This window comes from Nocardioides albidus (assembly GCF_006335005.1).
Taxonomy (GTDB): Bacteria; Actinomycetota; Actinomycetes; order Propionibacteriales; family Nocardioidaceae; genus Nocardioides; species Nocardioides albidus.
Window position 1 is genome coordinate 38,776 of sequence record NZ_VDMP01000026.1, and the last position, 17,551, is coordinate 56,326.

Below are 17,551 nucleotides of genomic sequence, written 5' to 3' on the forward strand. Positions count from 1 at the left end.
CATGCGCCTTCTCGGGAACGCACGCCGTACGCTGCCTGCCCTCATCCTGCTCGTGCTCGCCGGCGGTCTGGCCGCCTGCAGCGACGACCCCGCGACGCAGCCGAAGCGGTCCGGGGCTGACGACCCCGTCCCGCGTGTCGTCCAGGACGCCGACGCCGCCCTGGACGGCGTCCTCCACCGCATCGCGGACGAGTTGGGGCTCACCTGGGCCACCGGCAACCGCTTCTACAACCTGTGCGGGGAGAGCTACGCGCCGGGCGGCGTCGTCATGGACACCTTGTTCCGCTTCGACTCGTCGGACGTCCTGACGCTCGAGCAGGGGATCGAGAAGATCAGGGCCCTCCTCGAGGAGGACGGCTGGACCGTCAAGAAGCCGGTCGCCAACCCGGACTCGGTGATCCTTCGCGCCACCAAGGGCGTCTTGGATCTACACCTGGAGCTCGCGGGGGGCCTCCTGCAGGGCCATCTGGGGTCCGACTGCATCGAGACGTCGGACGACGTCGCGCGCGAGTGGGCCGACAAGCCCGACGCCGAGCTCGACTGGTCGTAGAGTCCACCCGCGTGGGGGACCTGAGCCTGAGCGTCGTCGCCCTGCTCGCGCTCGCGGCGCTCACCGCCGGGTTCGTGGACGCGGTCGTCGGCGGAGGCGGCCTGATCCAGCTGCCGGCGCTGCTCGTCGGCCTCCCGGGCGCGAGCCCGGTGCAGATCCTCGCGACCAACAAGATCGCCTCGGTGTGCGGTACGTCGGCCAGCTCGCTCACCTACTACCGCCGGCTCGCCCCGGACCCGCGCACCTTCCTGCCCCTCATGGCGCTCGCTCTGGCAGGGGCGTTCTCAGGGGCGCTGCTCGCCTCGCAGGTCCCGCGTGAGGCGTTCGAGCCGATCGTGCTCGTGGCCCTGATCCTCGTCGGCGGCTACGTGCTCGTGCGCCCCGAGCTGGGGGAGCGGACGGCGCTGCGGTTCGCCGGGCACCGGCACCTCGCGGCCGCGATGGCGGTGGGCTTCGTGATCGGCTGCTACGACGGCGTGCTCGGCCCCGGGACGGGCAGCTTCTTCGTCTTCGCCCTCGTCGGCCTGATGGGCTACGACTTCCTGCAGGCCTCGGCCAAGGCCAAGCTGGCCAACTTCGCCACCAACGTCGGTGCCCTCCTGCTCTTCGTGCCCAGCGGCGCGGTGCTGTGGGACATCGGGCTCCTCATGGGCGCCTGCAACCTGGTCGGGGGCTATCTCGGCGCCCGCACCGCCGTCGCCCGCGGCTCCCGGTTCGTGCGGCTGTTCTTCATCGCCGTGGTGAGCGCGTTCGTGGTCCGCATCGGCGGAGGTGTCCTCGGTCTGTGGTGAGCCGGAACCTCTAACCTGGGCCCATGAGCATCCCGGTGGATCCCGCGGACCTGCGCCAGGCCCTGGCCGACTTCGACAGCGGCTATCTGCTGACCACCTCCTCGCCGCAGGTGAAGGTCGTCACCGTCGACCCGGTCGCCGGCGACGACGGCACGCTGCGGGTCGCCGGTCCGGGCCGCGGCACGCTGCGCAACCTCGCCGAGAATCCCACCGTCACCGTCGTCTTCCCGCCCCGCGAGCGTCACGGCTACACGCTGCTGGTCGACGGCACCGCGCGGGTCGAGGGCGAGGACGTCGTCGTCGCCCCGACGGCCGCGGTCCTCCACCGCCCGGCCGCCCATGCCGACGGCCCGCTCCCGCCTGACGGCTGCGGCCACGACTGCGCCCCGGTGACCTGAGCGCGATGAGCCCGTCCTGGATCACCGCCTTCCTCGACAACGCGCCGCAGCACCACCACGAGAGCGTCGGGTTCTGGCAGGAGGCCACCGGCTACGCCGTCTCGCCACCGCGCGGCGACCATGACGAGTTCGCCACGCTCCTCCCGCCCGACGGCGACGCCTTCCTCAAGGTCCAGCGGCGCCACGCCGGCGCCGACCGGATCCACCTCGACCTCCACGTCCCCGACCCGCTGGCCGCGGCGGACGCCGCCCGCGTCGCCGGCGCGACGATCGTCGCCGACCGGGGTTACGTCGTGATGGCCTCGCCCGCCGGCTTCGTCTTCTGCTTCGTCGACCACCCCGCGTCCCGGCGACCGGCCGCCACCGTGCACGGCCCGGGATCCGCCGTGCGGGTGGCCCAGGTGTCGATCGACGTCCCGCGGCCGGCGTACGACAGGGAGCTGGCCTTCTGGACCGCCGTCACCGGCTGGCCGCAGCGCGCGTCGTCGGTGACCGAGGACTTCCGCTTCCTCGTCGCGCCGCAGGGTCAGCCGCTGGGCCTGCTCCTCCAGCGGCTCGGCGCCGACGACACCGGTGAGGTCCGGGCCCACCTCGACTGGGCGACCACCGACCGGGCGGCCGAGACCGAGCGCCATCTCGGGCTCGGTGCCCGGGTGCTCGCGCAGCACCGGTACTGGACCGTGCTCGCCGACCCCGTCGGCCGGGTCTACTGCCTCACCGATCAGGACCCGGGGTGAAGCCCGGCAGGAACTCCTGCATGATCGCCCGGAACGGCGCCTCGGCCTCGAGCTGGCTGAGGACGCCCACGCCGCCGAGCCAGGTCCGGTGGATGAGGACGTACGACGGCGGCAGGTTGAGCTTGATGCTCACCGTGTAGGCCGGGTCCCTGGGGTTGTTGATCCGCTGGAACTGCTCGCGCATCCACTCCCGGCTGAACCGGAACCGCTCCACCAGCGTGGGATCGACGAACGGGGCGAGGTAGTCCATCAGCAGCTCCGGCTCGATCCGGATCCGGTCCTTGAGGAAGCCCTCCTCGCGCAGCCCGGCGATCAGCGCATCCCCGTCGCCGGCGGCGCAGAGCGTGATCAGCCGACCCATCGGCTCGGGCAGCCCCCGCTGCGGCAGGCGCGCGACCGCGCCGTAGTCGAGAACCCCCATCCGGCCGGGGCTTCCGTCGTCGTTCGGGATCACCCGGAAGTTCCCCGGATGCGGATCGGCGTGCAGGAGGCCGGTGCGGGCCGGGCCGGAGAACAGGAAGCGGGTGAAGATCTCGCCGTAGTGGTCGCGTTCGAGCGGGGTGCCGCCGGAGATGATCGACGCCAGCGAGCCCGCTGAATCCAGCCACTCGGTGACCAGCACCCTTGGACCGACCGCGACCACGTCGGGCACCACGATCCACGGATCGTCACCGAACGCCTGCGCGAACTCCCGCTGCGCCTCGGCCTCCAGGTCGTAGTCGAGCTCCTCGCGAGCGCGCGCCTGGACCTCTTCGACGAGCGGCTTCATGTCGACCCCGGGGATGAGCGGGCCGATCGCGCGGGCGGCCCGCGCCAGGGTGCGCAGGTCGGCCATCAGGGCGTCGCCGGCATTGGGGTACTGCACCTTCACCGCGACCCGGCGTCCGTCGTACCACCGGCCCTCGTGCACCTGCCCGATGCTCGCCGCCGCCGTCGGCGCCCCGTCGAGCCAGACCAGGCGCTCCTTCCAGTCCTCACCGAGGTCCTCGGCGAGGATGTTGCGCACCGTCTGGGTCGGCATCGGGGGAGCCGAGTCCTGCAGGCGGGTCAGCTGCTCGCGGTACGGCGCCGCCATCTCCTCGGGCAGCGCGGACTCGAGCACGCTGAGGGCCTGGCCGAACTTCATCGCGCCGCCCTTGAGCTCGCCCAGGGTCTTGAACAGCTGCTCGGCCGTGCGCTGCTGGATCTCGCTCATCACGGCCTCGGCCGGAGCCCCGCCGAGGCGCCGGCCGAAGCCGACCGCCGTGCGCCCGGCGTACCCGAGGGGGAGCGCCGCGAGCCGCGCCGTGCGCGCCGCGGCCTTCCGGGGGAGGTCAGCCATGGGACCAGTGTCGGTCATCGGCCCAACCGACACCGGGGATATGCGTCGGCCGGGTCCGCCGGTCCGCCGGGTCCGCCGGGTCCGCCGGGTCGGCTGCGCCAGGCGAGCCTCAGGCGGTCTCCGGGAACGGGATCCCGGTGTTCGCGTGGCAGCGGTAGCCGTTGGGCACCTTGTGGAGGTACTGCTGGTGGTGCGGCTCGGCGTAGTAGTACGGCCCGGCCGGCTCGATCTCCGTGGTGATCCGGCCGTAGCCGCGGTCGGCGATCTCGTCGCCGTACACCTTCGTCAGCTCGCGGGCGGTCTGCTCCTGCTCGGGCGTCGTGAAGTAGATCGCCGAGCGGTACTGCGTGCCGACGTCGTTGCCCTGGCGCATGCCCTGGGTCGGGTCGTGGACCACGAAGAACTGCTTGACCAGGTCGGCGTAGGAGACGCGGTCGGGGTCGAACACGATCCGGACGGCCTCGGTGTGGCCGGTGCGACCGCTGCAGACCTCCTCGTACGTCGGGTTCGGGGTCGCGCCGCCGGCGTACCCGACGGAGGTCGACCAGACGCCGGGGATCTGCCAGTAGATCTCTTCGGCGCCCCAGAAGCAGCCGAGGCCGAAGACCGCGACCTCGAGACCGTCGGGGACCTCGTCGGTGACGAGGGGGGCGTCGAGGACCTCGTGGCGCGTGGGGAGGGCGAAGGTGGGGGTGGTGCGGCCGGGCAGCGCCTCGGCGGGGTCGATCAGCTCGGTCTTGCGGCGGGAGAACATGGCTCCATTGTCGCCGCGAGGGCAAGGGCCGTGGAAGAACGACGGTCGTCGGCGACGACGCCTACCTGACGCTGCTCGACAAGGCTGCGGCGCTGCGGAGATCGCCATGGCGCTCGACCGCGCCGTGCCGCGGCTTGAGTAGGCTCGAACGGTGAGCGACAACCACATCGACGAGCACCTCGACGGCGCCGGCTTCGAGACCCGGGCCATCCACGCCGGCTATCGCCCCGACCCGACCACCGGCGCGGTGATCCCGCCCATCTACGCGACCTCGACCTATGCCCAGGACGGCGTGGGCGGGCTGCGCGGCGGCTACGAGTACAGCCGCTCGGCGAACCCGACGCGCACCGCGCTGGAGTCCACCCTCGCGGCTCTCGAGGGGGCTGCCCACGGGTTCGCGTTCGCCTCGGGACTGGCCGCGGAGGACACCTTGATCCGGGCGCTGTGCAAGCCGGGCGACCACGTGGTGCTGCCCAACGACGCCTACGGCGGCACCTTCCGACTCTTCGACAAGGTCGCCACGGTGTGGGGGATCGAGCACAGCCCGGCTCCGGTGACCGACGTCGACGCCGTCCGCGCCGCGATCCGGCCCGGCGCCACGCGGATGGTCTGGGTGGAGACGCCCACCAACCCGCTGCTGTCGATCGGTGACATCGAGGCCCTGGCCGCGGTGGCCCACGACGCGGGCGCCCTGCTCGTCGTCGACAACACCTTCGCGTCGTCGTACCTCCAGCAGCCGCTGGCCCTCGGCGCCGACGTCGTCGTCCACTCGACGACGAAGTACGCCGGCGGCCACTCCGACGTCGTCGGCGGCGCGCTCGTGGTGGACGACGACGCGCTGGCCGAGCGGATCGGCTTCCACCAGAACTCCATCGGCGGCGTGGCCGGCCCGTTCGACTCGTGGCTGGTGCTGCGCGGCCTCAAGACCCTCGCCCTGCGCATGGAGCGGCACAGCGACAACGCCGAGAAGGTCGCGGACTTCCTCGCGCGGCATCCCGCGGTCAGCCAGGTGATCTACCCCGGGCTGCCTGACCACCCCGGCCACGCCCTCGCGTCGCGGCAGATGAGGCGGTACGGCGGCATGGTGTCCTTCCGCGTGAAGGGCGGCGAGGAGCAGGCGCTCGCGATCTGCGCGGCGACGTCGGTCTTCACCCTCGGCGAGTCGCTCGGTGGGGTCGAGTCGCTCATCGAGCACCCCGGGCGGATGACGCACGCCAGCGTCGCGGGCACCGACCTCGAGGTCCCCGCCGACCTGATCCGGCTCAGCGTCGGGATCGAGACGTCCGAGGACCAGATCGCCGACCTCGAGCGGGCCTTGGGCTGATCGCCAACCCTCGCCCGGGGGTGTCCTCGCCCCGGCTGGGGCCCCCGCTCCGCGGTAGCGTCATACGAATGGTGGCCTTGAGCCCTCGCGACGTATGACGTCCCGGCCCCGCCGGTGGGTCGGCGCGCAGCGTCATACGAAGGGGGGCCTTGAGCCCTCGGAGCGTATGACGTCCCGGCCCGGCCGGTGGGTCGGCGCGTAGCGTCATACGAATCGTGGCCTCCAGCCCTCGCAACGTATGACGTCCCCGCCCCGCCGGAGGACCCGCACGTCGGGGAGCGGCGAAGGGCGAGCGTCTAGCCTGAGCAGATGAGCGAGGGACCCGCCGAGACGCCCGCCGAGGAGTCAGCCGAGACGCCCGCCGAGGAGGCGGCGTCCCGGGCTGCGCAGGACCACGCGGTGCGGGAGGCGGAGGAGGACGAGCCGCCGCTGGGGCCCGACGAGGGGGAGCGTGAGGAGCGGCTGTTCCGCCGCTTCGCGCACCAGTGGGCGCTGGCCCGCGAGCGGGAGCGGCGGCAGGGGCCGCTGTCGTTCGCGACCGGGCCGTCCAACCTGCGCCGCGCGGAGGTGCCCTACGGGCTCGACCTCGCCGCGGGATGGGCCTGGCGGCTGCTGCTGATCGCGGGCGCGGGCTACGTCCTGATCTGGCTGGTCGGCTACTTCGCCGTCGTGACCATCCCTCTGGCGGTCGCCCTCCTGATCAGCGCTCTCGCCGCGCCGTTCGTCAGCCTGATCTCACGCTCCGGGGTGCCGCGCGGGCTCTCGGCGCTGCTGGTGGTCGTGTTCGGGTTCGCGATCGTCGGCTCCCTGCTCAGCTTCGCCGGCCAGCAGGTCGCGGCCGGCGCCCACGATCTCGCGGACTCGACCGTGCAGGGCCTGCAGGAGATCCGGGACTGGCTCCAGGACGGGCCGCTCAACGCCAGCGACTCGCAGATCAACGACTACATCAAGAGCGCCCAGGACCTGATCAGCGAGCGCTCCAAGGACGGCGGGGTCCTCTCCCAGGTCAGTGAGGTGGGCACGGCGGTCGGGCACGTCGTCGCGGGCTTCTTCATCGCGCTGTTCGCGACCTACTTCTTCCTCGCCGACGGCGCGCGGATCTGGGCGTGGGTCGTCCGGCTGGCTCCGCGGGTGGCGCGGGCGCGGATGGACAGCTCGGGCCGGGTGGCCTGGCTCTCGCTCGTGCAGTTCGTCCGGGCCACCGTCGTCGTCGCCCTGGTCGACGCCACCGGCATCGCCATCGGCGCCGCCGTGCTGAACGTGCCGTTCGTGCTGGCGATCGGCGTCCTGGTCTTCCTGGGCTCGTTCGTGCCGATGATCGGCGCGACGATCGCCGGCAGCGTCGCCATCCTGGTGGCGCTGGTCGACCAGGGGCCGGTCACGGCGCTGCTGATGCTCGCCGTGGTGGTCGGTGTGCAGCAGCTCGAGGGCCACGTGCTCCAGCCGTTCCTGCTCGGGCGCTGGGTCTCCCTGCACCCGCTGGGCGTCATCCTCGCCATCGCCTGCGGCGTGCTGGTGGCGGGGATCGCGGGCGCGCTGGTCGCCGTACCGCTGGCGGCGGCGGCGAACGCCGTCGTGCTGCACCTGGCCGAGATGGCCGAACCGCCGGCCTCCGAGGAGGAGACCGGCGGTCCGGAGGAGGAACGTCAGCCGGCGTAGGGCTTGGCGTCGAGGATGATCACGGTCTGCGGCTTGCCGTTGACCTCGTAGCTCACGGTCTCGCCCTTGCTGCGGCCGTTGATGGCCTGGCCGAGCGGCGACTGCGGCGAGTAGACGGTGAGCCCCTCGGGGTCGATCTCGCGCGCGCCGAGGAGGAAGGACTCCGCCTCGTCGTCGTCATCGCCCTCGAACTTGTAGGTCACGACCATGCCGGGCTCGACGACACCGTCGTCGGGAGGCGTCTCGCCGACCTCGGCGCGGCGCAGCATGTCCTTGAGCTGGAGGATGCGGGCCTCGTTCTTGCCCTGCTCCTCGCGGGCGGCGTGGTAGCCGCCGTTCTCCTTCAGGTCACCCTCGTCGCGCGCGGCGCTGATCTCGGCGACGATCTCGGCTCGGCGCGGCCCCTCGAGATGCTCCAGCTCGGCCTGCAGCTTGTCGTAGGCGTCCTGGGTCAGCCAGATCGTGTTCTGGCCGCTCTGGTCGGTCTGCGTCATGGGTGCTCCTGCACTGCTCGTTCGCGTACCCGTCCGGGTACAGAAGGTTCTACTTTACCGATAACGCGGCTGACCGGATGTCTTGCAGCCGATCCACTCGACCGTGGTGGCCCGGCGCTCGGTGCGGACGGTGACCCTCTGCACCGCCTCCTCGTCGCGTCCCGGGGTGAAGCTCGCCTCGCCGACGACGGTCTTGTCGTGGGAGATCGCGCGGGCCTTGCAGGTCGCCTCGACCGGGCCGTCGCCGTAGGTCACCCGCACCCGGATCGTGGCGGTGTGGTCGTCGACGATCTCGTGCCCGATCTCCTCCGAGGAGACCGCCGGGTCGGCGTGGAAGACCATCGCCCACACCAGCCAGCCGAGGAAGAGGACCGCCACCGCGCCGGCGCCCAGGACGACCGTCGTACGACGCCCGCGCGACGGGGCGCCGTAGCGTCGGGCCAGGGAGGATGTCGCCGGTTCGGGGGTCGAGCTCACCGGTTCATGGTCTCACCCCGGTCTTTCCTACGATGGTGCGCATGCCCACCTCGCCCGCGCCCGCCGTCGACCGCTCCGGTCTGCGGCTGATGCACGTCCACGCCCACCCCGACGACGAGTCGAGCAAGGGTGCCGCGTCGACGGCCATGTACGCCGCGCAGGGCGCCGACGTGCGCGTGGTCACCTGCACCGGCGGGGAGCGCGGGTCGATCCTCAACCCCAAGATGGACCGTCCGGAGATCCTCGAGAACATCACCGAGGTGCGCCGCCAGGAGATGGAGCGGGCCCGCGACATCCTCGGGATCTCCCAGACCTGGCTGGGCTTCGTCGACTCCGGCTGGCCCGAGGGCGACCCGAAGCCGCCGCTGCCCGAGGGCTGCTTCGCCGTCGTCCCGCTGGAGGAGGCGACCGAGCGGCTGGTGCGCCAGATCCGCGAGTTCCGGCCCCACGTCGTGACGACGTACGACGAGCGCGGCGGCTACCCGCACCCCGACCACATCCGCTGCCACGAGGTGAGCGTGGCCGCGTTCGAGGCGGCCGGCGACCCGGACCGCTTCCCGGACGCGGGGGAGCCGTGGCAGCCGCTGAAGCTCTACTACCACCACTCGTTCAACCGCCCGCGGATGCAGGCGCTGCACGACGCGATGCTCGAGCACGGTCTCGACTCGCCGTGGGGCGAGCGGCTCGCCGAGTGGAAGCCCGAGCCGGACTGGGACGCCCGGATCACCACGCGGGTGCCGTGCCCCGACTACTTCGGCGTGCGCGACCAGGCGCTGCTCGCGCACGCGACGCAGATCGACCCCGACGGCCACTGGTTCGCCATCCCGCGCGAGATCCAGGTGGAGGTGTGGCCGACCGAGGACTACGAGCTGGTGGTGAGCCACGTCGCGTCCCCGACCCCCGAGGACGACCTGTTCGCCGGGGTCACCGCCGAGGCCTGACACACTGGGAGCATGCTCGCCGCCGTCGCCACCCAGGCTCTCGTGTTCGCCAAGGACAAGCCGGTCGACCAGGACACCAACATCGTGGCCGGCTGGACGGCGTTCTGGGTCTTCCTCGGGCTGATCCTCGCCGTGGCCGTGATCGGCTGGGCGCTGACCCGCAGCCTGCGCACGGCCGCCCGGGCCAAGGACGCCGGCGTGTACGGCGACGAGCCGGTCGTCGACGACGACACCGACGGCGGTCAGCCCAGCAGGTAGCCGCCCACCAGGGCGAGCACCTCGTCGAGCAGCTGCTCGCGGGTCACGACGTCGGGCTGGTCGAGGACCCAGCGCATCGACAGGTTCTCGATCGCCAGGACCACCACCCACGCGGCGACGGCCGGATGGGGCCGGTGCGTGACGTCGGGACGGGCGGCGAGATAGGTCGCGATGAGCTCGCGCACGCGTCGTTCGAGCGCGGCGCGGCGCTCCCGGCTGCGCTGGACCGGCAGCTCCTCGGCGACCACGCGCAGCAGCTCGCGGTCGGCCTCGAGCGCGGTGAGCAGCGCGTCGGCGGTCGCGCGCACCATGGCGGGCCCGAACTCCGCGATCCGGTCGGCCAGCGACGCGGCGACCCGCTCGGCCACCTCGTCCCAGTAGCGGTCGATGACGACGTCGAGGATGGCCGTCTTGTCCGGGAAGTACTGGTAGAGCGAGCCGGGGCTGACCCCGGCGACGGTCGCGACGCGGTTGGTGCTGAACGCGTCGTACCCGCGCTCGACGAGGACGCTGCGCCCCGCGGCGACGATCCGCTCCACCATCGCCTTCGAACGGGCCTGCTGGGGGGACTTGCGCATGGAGCTGCTCCGCCTGGTTGCGACTTGAATGCGAGCATTGACTCGCGTCACGATCATGACATGACCGCAGAGCTCGACGCCAGCCCGACGACGCCCGCCTCGGCGTCGTACCCGACGAGGTTCCGCGCCGGCGGGGAGCGCAACGAGCGGCTCGGGCGCGCGCTCAAGGTGGTCGGCCGGGTGCGCGGGGTCGACGAGGCGCTGCTCGACCGGATCGGGCGGGCCATGCTCGAGCGCGACGAGCTCGGCGCGCGGCTCGCGGACGCGATCCGGTTGCGAGGGGACGCCGCGGGACGGGTGCGGATGGACCAGGTACGACGCGCGCTCGAGGGCGGGCTGAGCGCCGTACCCGATGCGCCGCCGGCGCTCGCCGAGCTCCTCTCCGAGGTCGAGACCGATCCCGCCTGGCTCGACCGCGCGCTGGTCGAGGAGGGCGCCCGTGTCTTCCGACGGCTCGGGCAGAACGCGCAGGACGTCCTGCTGCAGCTCTCCCTCGTCGGCGGCTACCGGTTCGGCGGGCCGACCGACCTGCTGGTCGCGACCGGCGGGCTCACCGGCGAGCAGACCCTGCGCCGTCTCGCCGAGACCCAGAAGTGGGGCGCGAGCCTCACCGAGCCGCACTCCCTCCTCCCGCCGCGTGACGGCCGCGCGCCCGGCGAGGGCTGGCGGCTCACCGTCCACGTCCGCCTCATGCACGCGCTGGTCAACCACGCGTTCGAGGACAGCTGGGACACCGAGCAGTGGGGGCTCCCGATCAACCAGGCCGACCAGGCCTCCACCCTCGGGCTGTTCGACGGGGTGCTGATCATCGGCTCCCGGGCCCTCGGCGTACCGATCCCGCCGGCGGAGTCCCGGGCGCTCATGCACCTGTGGAGGTACGTCGGCTGGCTGATGGGAGTCCACGACGACTTCCTCGTCGACGACGAGTGGGAGCGCCACCGCATCGACTACCACGTCCTGCTCGCGCAGGGGCCGCTCACCGACGCCGGGCCGCGGCTGGCGCAGGCCGTGGTCGAGGCGCAGGCGCTGCGCCGCTACCCCGGCTGGCCCGCACCGCTCCAGGCCCTGCGAGCGCGCTACGAGCGCGAGCGGCTGCTCTCGATGCTGACTGCGTTCCTCGGTCCGCAGAGCATGCGCGAGCTCGGGCTCCCGCTGCGCCCGCCGTGGGCGCACGCCTATCTCCTGGTGCTCAACACGCTGCGCTATCGCGTGCTGAAGCGGCTGCCGGGCGGCCGCGACCGGCTGGCGCACTGGGGTGCACGGCGGGCGCAGTGGCTGCTCGACAGCTACTTCCAGGGGGACCGCGAGGACGTCGGCGAGCTCAGCCGGTGAGGCCGGGGTCGGCGGCCTCGACGGGCCGGCCGGTGTCACGCACCAGGTAGACCCAGGGGAAGGCGCGGCAGCCGACCTCCCAGCCGTCGCGCTCGTACCTTGCAAGCCCGCCGGACCACAGGACCCTCTTGTGCTCCCAACGGGTGGGTGTGCGGACCATGCGGTGGCGCAGCAGGCCGGCGCCGGTCGTGCGCCAGCCGAGCCGGCCGGCCAGGTCGAGCTCCTGCATCTCGTCGAAGGCGGTCACCGGGCCGAGCCAGCGCTCCTCGGCACCGGGCGGTGCGCCCGCGGCTGCCCGGGCCGGCTCGCGGCCGAAGCGCTGTTGGGCCGCCTGCCGGGTGAGGCCGAGGGTGCTCCCGATCGCCGACCAGCTGTGCCCCGCGGCGCGGGCGGCGTTGACCGCCTGCTGGAGGAGGTCGCCGGTCACGACGTCGGCATCCGCCGTACGACGCACCACGGCCAGCTCGTCCTTCGCGTCGGCGCCCGCGAGGATCGCGCGCCCGATCGTCTCGGCGAGGTTGCTCACCGGTCGTCGCGGCTGGGGAGCCACAGGCCGCGGTCGCCCCGCTTGCGGAGCCGGGCCGAGAGGGTGGCGACGCCGATCAGGATGAGCGCGACGCCGGCGCCCTGGCCCAGGCCGCGGCCCAGACCGTCGAGCGGGAACGAGGTCATGACCGCGGCGATCCCGACCAGGATGGTGGCGATGGACTTGTCGAGCATGCGTCAACGCTATGTTGACGATGCCGCGAGCGTCAAGGATTCGTTGACGTTCGGCTCGGGGCGCGGGGCGCGGGGTGCGGGCAGTGGCCGGACGCGGAGCGGAGCCGGACCCCGCGTGGGGTGCCGGCTCCGCTGTGTGTCGTACTCGATCAGCTGACGGACTTCGTGCAGGTGGTCTGCGCGTCGGTGAAGAGCTTGGCGTCGGCCGGGTCGATGCCCGCGGCGTTGCCGTCCTCGAGCGCCTCCAGCGTGGCGACGGACGCGTCGTCGTAGACCGCGTCGACGAAGCAGGTGACGACCTTGTTCACCAGGTCGGCAGGCATCTCCATGCCGGACTGCTTGCCGGTGTCCAGGACGATCTTCGTGTAGCCCTCGATCACGTCGTCGCGGTCGGGCTTGTCGCCGTCGGCCTCCGGCGCGTCGTTGTCGTCCGCGGTGTCGTCGGTGTCCGCGGTGTCGTCGGCGTCGTTCGCGTCCGACGACTGCGAGGTCGAGTCCTTGGTGTCGGGCTCGTCCGCGTCGTCGCTCCCGCAAGCGGTCAGCAGCCCCGAGAGTCCGAGGGTGGCAACCAGGAGCAGGCCCGGGATCGTTCTACGCATCGTGTTCGGTTTCCCTCCGTGTCGGTCGGGACGCCATCGTCTTGACGCCCCGCGGAGGCGTCCTACCCAACTCCTGGGCCACGAACCTTCTCGCCCGTCGCGCGATGTCGGCGGTCTGTGTCACATTCGTCGGCGTGCCCCGCCCGACCCGTCCCGACGTCCCCGGCGCCTACGTCGCCCGGCTGCGCGCGATCTTCGCCCGCCTGCCCGCCTGTCGCGAGGAGGACGCCTGGGTCGGCGTGCGCTGGCGGGTGGAGGGGACGACGGCGACCGTGGCGCACGTCTTCGGCGGCGAGGACCAGTTGTTCCGGATCGTCTTCCGCGCCGAGCCCGAGGAGGTGATGGCGTTCCAGCACCTCGGGGCGCCGTACTTCAAGGCCGAGTGGGGAGGCAACGTCGTCGGGATGATCGTCGACGACGACACCGACTGGGTCGAGGTAGGCGAGCTGCTGACCGACTCGTTCTGCCTGCAGGCGCCGCAGCGCCTGGTCGACCTCGTCGACCGACCGGGAGCCTGAGCCCTGAGACAGGGTCAGCCCTCCGCGGAGCGCGACCAGCCCTGCTCGGTCTCGGCGAGCGGAGCCCAGCTCGGGATGAGGAACAGCCCGGTCGCCTCGACGGCCGCGTCCTCGCCGCGGACCCCGATCTGCGCCTCGACGGTGATCTTGCGGCCCTCCTCGTGGGCGATCCGGGCCTCCATCCGCACCGGCCCCAGCGGCAGCGGACGCCGGTAGCGCAGGGTCAGCGTCCCGGTCATCGTGAGCCGACGGAAGCCGCTCGCCGTCTCGCCCATGATCTGGTCGAGCATGAGCGCGGACACGCCGCCGTGGACCATGCCCGGAGGACCTTCGTACGCCGCGCCGAGGGTCATCTCGGCGTACGCGCTGCCGAACCCGTCGTGGACGATGTCGACCGGTGGCGCGACGGCGTTGCCGCGCCCGACGACGGCGTTGCCCCAGTTCCAGCTGCGGCCCTCGGAGTTGTAGCGGACGCCGGCCGGCCCGGGGAGCTGGGCGGTGCGCAGCCGCGCGACCAGGCCGTCGACCTCGGCGCGGACCGCGGCCAGCTCGTCGTCGGCGACGGTGGTGCGGATCGTCGCGTCGACCAGGTCGCGCACCGAGTCCGCGAGCGCGGAGACGGCCTTCTCGCGACGCTCGACCTCGTCGGTCGGGACCTCGTCGTGGATGAACATCCCCATCGTCATCCCTAGATTGTCGTGCATGAGTGACCCCGCTCCCGATGCCGCCCCCGCCGTGCAGACGATCCGCGTCGAGCGCACCCTGGTCATCGGGCTCGACCGGCCGACCAAGCGCAACGCGATCAACGGCGCGGTGACCCGTGGACTCGACGAGGCCCTCAACCTGCTCGAGGACGACGCGGACCTGTGGTGCGGCGTACTCACCGGCGGCCCGTCGGTGTTCTCGGCCGGCGCGGACCTCGCCGAGGGGCCGGGGGAGCCGACCGCGCGCGGCGGCATCGCCGGGATCATGGCGCGCGTGCGGCCCAAGCCGCTGATCGCCGCCGTGGAGGGCTACGCGCTCGGCGGCGGGCTCGAGCTGGTCCTGTGCTGCGACCTGATCGTGGCGTCCCGGACCGCCACCTTCGGCTTCCCCGAGGTCAGGCGCGGACTGATCCCGGACTTCGGCGGGGTGTTCCGCGCGCCGCGCGTGCTGCCCGCCAACGTCGCCAGGGAGATGTTGCTGACCGGCGAGCCGATCGGCGCCGAGCGGGCCGAGCGCCTGGGCTTCGTCAACCGCCTCGTCGAGCCCGGTACGACGCTCGACGTCGCGCTCGGCCTCGCCGCGGCGATCAACGGGAACGCTCCGCTGGCCGTGCGCGAGGCGCTGGCGTTGGCCCAGGCCGAGATCGACGGCGACGAGGAGGCCGCCTGGGCCGCCAGCCACGCCGCCCACGCCCGGCTGCTCGCCTCGGCGGACGTCGCCGAGGGGATCGGCGCGTTCCTCGAGCGGCGCGAGCCGCGCTGGACCGGACGCTGACGCGACGTGGGGCTCCGCTCCGCTCGACTCTGCTCTGCTCTGCGCCGCGGTGGGTCGGGGACGTCATACGTTGCGTGGGTTGGAGGCCACGATTCGTATGACGTCAGGTGGGTGACTCCGCGGTGGGTCGGGGACGTCATACGTGGCGGGGGTTGGAGGCCACGATTCGTATGACCTCACCGCGGAGCGGGGAGCCGCGGGGCGGAGCGGGGCGGGGGCCAGGCCGAGCCGGGCGCGGCCCCCGACGAGCGGCCAGGGGGTCAGGTGACGACCGGCTCCGGCGTACCCGCGGCCTCCTTGCGCGCGCGGTGCTCGGCGCGGCGGTCGACGAACGCGGTGGCCTGGGCGTCGAGGGCCTCGAGGAAGGTGCCGAGGTCGTCGCGGGCCTGCTCGCCGACGCTGCCGAGGCCGGTGCGCTCGAACACGCCCCAGGCGCGCAGCACCGGCATGATCACGTCGTCGTGGTGCAGGCGAAGGTCGTAGATGCCGGCCTTGGCGATGATCATCGAGTTGCGGCGGAAGCCGGCCATGGTGGCGCCCGGCATCTCGAACCCGATCACCTCGTCGGCGATCGCGCGCATGGTCTCGTCCGGCGCGATGTCGAGGGCGGCCGCGACGATGTTGCGGTAGAAGATCATGTGCAGGTTCTCGTCCTTGGCGATCCGCGCGAGCAGCCGGTCGGCCACCGGGTCGCCGGTGACCTTCCCGGTGTTGCGGTGCGAGACGCGGGTCGCGAGCTCCTGGAAGGACACGTACGCGACGGCCTCCAGCGGGGTCTTGTCGCCGGAGTCGTAGCCCGTGGTCATGTAGTCCATCCGGGCCCGCTCGAGCTCGACCGGGTCGACGCCGCGGGTGACGACGAGGTAGTCGCGCAGCGCGATGCCGTGCCGGTTCTCCTCCGCCGTCCAGCGCCCGACCCACGTGCCCCAGGCGCCGTCGCGCCCGAAGCGGGTCGCGATCTCGCGGTGGTACGACGGCAGGTTGTCCTCGGTCAGCAGGTTGGTGAACATCGCGGCCTTGGCCGTGTCGGACAGGCGTGACTGCTCGGGCGCCCAGTCCTCGCCGCCGAGCATCGCGAAGTCGCGGCCCTCGCTCCACGGGATGTAGTCGTGGGGATGCCACTCCTGCGCGATCGCGAGGTGGCGGTCGAGGTTCTGCGCGACGACGGGCTCGAGCTCGTACAGCAGATCGCCGGTGGTGCCGGGGTCGGTGCTGGTCATGGAGTGCTCCTTCCGGGCGGTCCTTGCAGGCTAGTGCGGATGCGACCGCGGGGCGAGGGCGTACTGTCACAAGGAGGAGCCACCCAGGCTCCCTCTCAGAGAGAACCGCCATGAGCGACAAGTCGCCGCGCCAGAGCATGACCAAGAAGACCGGGAAGTCGATCAAGGAGAAGCGCGCCGACAAGCGCAAGGCCTCCGAGGAGACGTTCACCGAACAGGTCCATCCGGGCAAGAAGAAGTGACGGCCCTCGGGCTGGGCGTCATCGGCTCCTCCGCCAAGGAGAACGAGCACCGCCTGCCCCTCCACCCGGACCACCTCCCGCACCTCGATCCCGACGTCCGGGCGCGGATCACCCTCGAGCACGGGTACGCCGCGCGGTTCGGCGTCGACGACGCCGCCCTCGCTCCGCATATCGCCGGGTTCGCCTCGCGCCAGGAGCTGCTGGCCGACTCCGACGTCGTCCTGCTGCCCAAGCCGCAGCACTCCGATGTCGCCGCGATGGGTCCGGGTCAGGTGCTGTGGGGCTGGCCGCACTGCGTCCAGGACACCGAGCTCACCCAGCTCGCGATCGACCGTGAGCTCACCCTGATCGCCTTCGAGGCGATGAACCACTGGACGCGCGACGGCGGCTTCGGCCTGCACGTGTTCCACAAGAACAACGAGCTGGCCGGCTACTGCTCGGTCATCCACGCCCTCCAGTTGGCCGGACTGACCGGCGACTACGGTCGTCGGCTGAGCGCGGTGGTCATCGGCTTCGGCGCCACCGCCCGCGGCGCGGTCACCGCGCTGAACGCCCACGGTGTGCACGAGGTCGCGGTCCTGACCAACCGAGGGGTGGCCGCCGTCGGCTCCCCGATCCACTCGGTGCGGATCCGTCACTTCGAGCACGACCCGGACGGCGGGCAGCCCAGCGACGTCATCACCGAGCGCGGCCGCGAGCCGCTGCCGGCGTACCTCGCCGAGAACGACATCGTCGTCAACTGCACCCTTCAGGACACCGCCGCGCCGCTGGTCTACCTGCGCGAGGAGGACCTCGCCGCGTTCCGACCCGGCAGCCTGGTCGTCGACGTGTCGTGCGACCTCGGCATGGGCTTCACCTTCGCCCGGCCGACCAGCTTCGAGGACCCGACCTTCGTCGTCGGGAACAACGTCCTCTACTACGGCGTGGACCACACGCCGTCGTACCTGTGGAACTCGGCGACCTGGGAGAACAGCAACGCCCTCATCCCCTTCCTGCGCTCGGTGCTCGAGGGTGGCGCCGCGTGGGACGCCGACGAGACGCTCAGCCGGGCGATCGAGATCCGCGACGGGCGGGTGGTCAACCCGGCGATCCTGGCGTTCCAGGGGCGCGAGGCGGAGCCGCCGTACCGGGTGGCGTGAGGCTCCGGCCCCGGCCCGCG

At 72.4% G+C, this 17,551-nt stretch carries 23 protein-coding genes; 13 read left to right on the top strand and 10 right to left on the bottom strand.

What is annotated here, in order from left to right; translation table 11 throughout:
- Position 1: 1 nt before the first annotated feature.
- From FHP29_RS15905 to FHP29_RS15920, 4 genes are read left to right on the top strand one after another with little or no spacing between them, the layout of a single operon-like run.
- Entirely contained in the window at positions 2–550 is a 549-nt protein-coding gene (locus tag FHP29_RS15905) for a hypothetical protein (RefSeq protein ID WP_139623869.1), read from the top strand.
- An 11-nt stretch (positions 551–561) separates the two neighbouring features.
- The gene (locus FHP29_RS15910) at positions 562–1,341 is read left to right on the top strand and encodes a TSUP family transporter (protein WP_139623870.1); all 780 of its coding nucleotides are present in this window, start codon (positions 562–564) and stop codon (positions 1,339–1,341) included.
- A 23-nt stretch (positions 1,342–1,364) separates the two neighbouring features.
- Entirely contained in the window at positions 1,365–1,739 is a 375-nt protein-coding gene (locus FHP29_RS15915; protein WP_139623871.1) for a pyridoxamine 5'-phosphate oxidase family protein, read from the top strand.
- A gap of 5 nt (positions 1,740–1,744) precedes the next feature.
- On the top strand, positions 1,745–2,476 hold the full coding sequence (locus FHP29_RS15920; RefSeq protein WP_139623872.1) for a VOC family protein: 732 nt from the start codon (positions 1,745–1,747) through the stop codon (positions 2,474–2,476).
- On the opposite strand, the gene FHP29_RS15925 is transcribed toward FHP29_RS15920, so the two are convergent.
- Both FHP29_RS15925 and msrA read right to left on the bottom strand, forming a co-directional pair.
- Entirely contained in the window at positions 2,454–3,797 is a 1,344-nt protein-coding gene (locus tag FHP29_RS15925) for an ABC1 kinase family protein (RefSeq protein ID WP_139623873.1), read from the bottom strand. The genes FHP29_RS15920 and FHP29_RS15925 overlap by 23 nt on opposite strands.
- Positions 3,798–3,906: 109 nt before the next feature.
- Entirely contained in the window at positions 3,907–4,551 is a 645-nt protein-coding gene (gene msrA / locus FHP29_RS15930) for a peptide-methionine (S)-S-oxide reductase MsrA (protein WP_139623874.1), read from the bottom strand.
- Between the two features lie 151 nt (positions 4,552–4,702).
- Here msrA and FHP29_RS15935 point away from each other — a divergent pair, with 151 nt between their 5' ends.
- Together FHP29_RS15935 and FHP29_RS15940 are read left to right on the top strand one after the other, a co-directional pair.
- Complete coding sequence (locus tag FHP29_RS15935) at positions 4,703–5,875, top strand: cystathionine gamma-synthase (protein ID WP_192904031.1); 1,173 nt, start codon at positions 4,703–4,705, stop codon at positions 5,873–5,875.
- Positions 5,876–6,184: 309 nt separating this feature from the next.
- Positions 6,185–7,534, top strand: a complete 1,350-nt coding sequence (locus tag FHP29_RS15940) for an AI-2E family transporter (protein WP_139623875.1) — start codon at positions 6,185–6,187, stop codon at positions 7,532–7,534.
- On the opposite strand, the gene greA is transcribed toward FHP29_RS15940, so the two are convergent.
- Together greA and FHP29_RS15950 are read right to left on the bottom strand one after the other, a co-directional pair.
- Positions 7,522–8,028: a transcription elongation factor GreA gene (gene greA / locus FHP29_RS15945; RefSeq protein ID WP_139623876.1), complete on the bottom strand. Its 507-nt coding sequence runs from the start codon at positions 8,026–8,028 to the stop codon at positions 7,522–7,524. The genes FHP29_RS15940 and greA overlap by 13 nt on opposite strands.
- 54 nt (positions 8,029–8,082) lie before the next feature.
- Positions 8,083–8,505 (bottom strand): DUF4307 domain-containing protein, encoded by a 423-nt coding sequence (locus tag FHP29_RS15950; RefSeq protein WP_139623877.1) that lies wholly within the window; start codon positions 8,503–8,505, stop codon positions 8,083–8,085.
- 32 nt (positions 8,506–8,537) lie between these two features.
- Between FHP29_RS15950 and mca the strand changes: the two genes are divergently transcribed.
- A complete protein-coding gene (gene mca / locus FHP29_RS15955) occupies positions 8,538–9,446 on the top strand; it encodes a mycothiol conjugate amidase Mca (protein WP_139623878.1) in 909 nt (302 codons plus the stop codon).
- 12 nt (positions 9,447–9,458) lie between these two features.
- Positions 9,459–9,704: a hypothetical protein gene (locus tag FHP29_RS15960; protein ID WP_139623879.1), complete on the top strand. Its 246-nt coding sequence runs from the start codon at positions 9,459–9,461 to the stop codon at positions 9,702–9,704.
- On the opposite strand, the gene FHP29_RS15965 is transcribed toward FHP29_RS15960, so the two are convergent.
- The gene (locus FHP29_RS15965) at positions 9,689–10,282 is read right to left on the bottom strand and encodes a TetR/AcrR family transcriptional regulator (protein WP_205014182.1); all 594 of its coding nucleotides are present in this window, start codon (positions 10,280–10,282) and stop codon (positions 9,689–9,691) included. The genes FHP29_RS15960 and FHP29_RS15965 overlap by 16 nt on opposite strands.
- 60 nt (positions 10,283–10,342) lie before the next feature.
- Here FHP29_RS15965 and FHP29_RS15970 point away from each other — a divergent pair, with 60 nt between their 5' ends.
- Positions 10,343–11,614 (top strand): oxygenase MpaB family protein, encoded by a 1,272-nt coding sequence (locus tag FHP29_RS15970; protein ID WP_139623880.1) that lies wholly within the window; start codon positions 10,343–10,345, stop codon positions 11,612–11,614.
- Here FHP29_RS15970 and FHP29_RS15975 read toward each other — a convergent pair.
- The 3 genes from FHP29_RS15975 to FHP29_RS15985 all read right to left on the bottom strand — a co-directional run bounded on the left by FHP29_RS15975 (position 11,604) and on the right by FHP29_RS15985 (position 12,933).
- The gene (locus FHP29_RS15975; RefSeq protein ID WP_139623881.1) at positions 11,604–12,140 is read right to left on the bottom strand and encodes a hypothetical protein; all 537 of its coding nucleotides are present in this window, start codon (positions 12,138–12,140) and stop codon (positions 11,604–11,606) included. The two genes, FHP29_RS15970 and FHP29_RS15975, sit on opposite strands and share 11 nt — an antisense overlap.
- The gene (locus FHP29_RS15980; RefSeq protein ID WP_139623882.1) at positions 12,137–12,334 is read right to left on the bottom strand and encodes a hypothetical protein; all 198 of its coding nucleotides are present in this window, start codon (positions 12,332–12,334) and stop codon (positions 12,137–12,139) included. The genes FHP29_RS15975 and FHP29_RS15980 overlap by 4 nt, the downstream gene beginning before the upstream one ends.
- Before the next feature lie 149 nt (positions 12,335–12,483).
- A complete protein-coding gene (locus FHP29_RS15985) occupies positions 12,484–12,933 on the bottom strand; it encodes a hypothetical protein (RefSeq protein ID WP_139623883.1) in 450 nt (149 codons plus the stop codon).
- A 134-nt stretch (positions 12,934–13,067) separates the two neighbouring features.
- Between FHP29_RS15985 and FHP29_RS15990 the strand changes: the two genes are divergently transcribed.
- Complete coding sequence (locus FHP29_RS15990) at positions 13,068–13,451, top strand: MmcQ/YjbR family DNA-binding protein (protein ID WP_240044543.1); 384 nt, start codon at positions 13,068–13,070, stop codon at positions 13,449–13,451.
- A gap of 14 nt (positions 13,452–13,465) precedes the next feature.
- On the opposite strand, the gene FHP29_RS15995 is transcribed toward FHP29_RS15990, so the two are convergent.
- A complete protein-coding gene (locus tag FHP29_RS15995; RefSeq protein ID WP_240044544.1) occupies positions 13,466–14,137 on the bottom strand; it encodes a PaaI family thioesterase in 672 nt (223 codons plus the stop codon).
- Between the two features lie 16 nt (positions 14,138–14,153).
- On the opposite strand from FHP29_RS15995, the gene FHP29_RS16000 reads away from it, so the two are divergent.
- Positions 14,154–14,930, top strand: a complete 777-nt coding sequence (locus tag FHP29_RS16000; RefSeq protein WP_139623886.1) for an enoyl-CoA hydratase-related protein — start codon at positions 14,154–14,156, stop codon at positions 14,928–14,930.
- A 260-nt stretch (positions 14,931–15,190) separates the two neighbouring features.
- Here the strand turns inward: FHP29_RS16000 and FHP29_RS16005 are convergent, their stop codons facing one another.
- A complete protein-coding gene (locus FHP29_RS16005; protein WP_139623887.1) occupies positions 15,191–16,150 on the bottom strand; it encodes an acyl-ACP desaturase in 960 nt (319 codons plus the stop codon).
- A 110-nt stretch (positions 16,151–16,260) separates the two neighbouring features.
- On the opposite strand from FHP29_RS16005, the gene FHP29_RS23145 reads away from it, so the two are divergent.
- The gene (locus FHP29_RS23145; protein WP_275669452.1) at positions 16,261–16,392 is read left to right on the top strand and encodes a hypothetical protein; all 132 of its coding nucleotides are present in this window, start codon (positions 16,261–16,263) and stop codon (positions 16,390–16,392) included.
- Positions 16,389–17,531, top strand: coding sequence for a N(5)-(carboxyethyl)ornithine synthase (locus tag FHP29_RS16010; protein ID WP_139623888.1), 1,143 nt, complete (start codon positions 16,389–16,391; stop codon positions 17,529–17,531). The genes FHP29_RS23145 and FHP29_RS16010 overlap by 4 nt, the downstream gene beginning before the upstream one ends.
- Positions 17,532–17,551: the final 20 nt, after the last annotated feature.

What these genes read in the sequence shown, in the direction of transcription:
- FHP29_RS15965 (WP_205014182.1), bottom strand. Translation starts at nt 10,282, where the DNA reads ATGCGCAAGTCCCCCCAGCAGGCCCGTTCGAAGGCGATGGTGGAGCGG.
- mca (WP_139623878.1), top strand. Translation starts at nt 8,538, where the DNA reads ATGGTGCGCATGCCCACCTCGCCCGCGCCCGCCGTCGACCGCTCCGGT.
- msrA (WP_139623874.1), bottom strand. Translation starts at nt 4,551, where the DNA reads ATGTTCTCCCGCCGCAAGACCGAGCTGATCGACCCCGCCGAGGCGCTG.
- FHP29_RS15980 (WP_139623882.1), bottom strand. Translation starts at nt 12,334, where the DNA reads ATGCTCGACAAGTCCATCGCCACCATCCTGGTCGGGATCGCCGCGGTC.
- FHP29_RS15915 (WP_139623871.1), top strand. Translation starts at nt 1,365, where the DNA reads ATGAGCATCCCGGTGGATCCCGCGGACCTGCGCCAGGCCCTGGCCGAC.
- FHP29_RS15985 (WP_139623883.1), bottom strand. Translation starts at nt 12,933, where the DNA reads ATGCGTAGAACGATCCCGGGCCTGCTCCTGGTTGCCACCCTCGGACTC.
- FHP29_RS15960 (WP_139623879.1), top strand. Translation starts at nt 9,459, where the DNA reads ATGCTCGCCGCCGTCGCCACCCAGGCTCTCGTGTTCGCCAAGGACAAG.
- FHP29_RS15920 (WP_139623872.1), top strand. Translation starts at nt 1,745, where the DNA reads ATGAGCCCGTCCTGGATCACCGCCTTCCTCGACAACGCGCCGCAGCAC.
- FHP29_RS23145 (WP_275669452.1), top strand. Translation starts at nt 16,261, where the DNA reads ATGAGCGACAAGTCGCCGCGCCAGAGCATGACCAAGAAGACCGGGAAG.
- FHP29_RS15905 (WP_139623869.1), top strand. Translation starts at nt 2, where the DNA reads ATGCGCCTTCTCGGGAACGCACGCCGTACGCTGCCTGCCCTCATCCTG.
- FHP29_RS15995 (WP_240044544.1), bottom strand. Translation starts at nt 14,137, where the DNA reads ATGACGATGGGGATGTTCATCCACGACGAGGTCCCGACCGACGAGGTC.
- FHP29_RS16005 (WP_139623887.1), bottom strand. Translation starts at nt 16,150, where the DNA reads ATGACCAGCACCGACCCCGGCACCACCGGCGATCTGCTGTACGAGCTC.
- FHP29_RS16000 (WP_139623886.1), top strand. Translation starts at nt 14,154, where the DNA reads ATGAGTGACCCCGCTCCCGATGCCGCCCCCGCCGTGCAGACGATCCGC.
- FHP29_RS15970 (WP_139623880.1), top strand. Translation starts at nt 10,343, where the DNA reads ATGACCGCAGAGCTCGACGCCAGCCCGACGACGCCCGCCTCGGCGTCG.
- FHP29_RS15925 (WP_139623873.1), bottom strand. Translation starts at nt 3,797, where the DNA reads ATGGCTGACCTCCCCCGGAAGGCCGCGGCGCGCACGGCGCGGCTCGCG.
- greA (WP_139623876.1), bottom strand. Translation starts at nt 8,028, where the DNA reads ATGACGCAGACCGACCAGAGCGGCCAGAACACGATCTGGCTGACCCAG.
- FHP29_RS15940 (WP_139623875.1), top strand. Translation starts at nt 6,185, where the DNA reads ATGAGCGAGGGACCCGCCGAGACGCCCGCCGAGGAGTCAGCCGAGACG.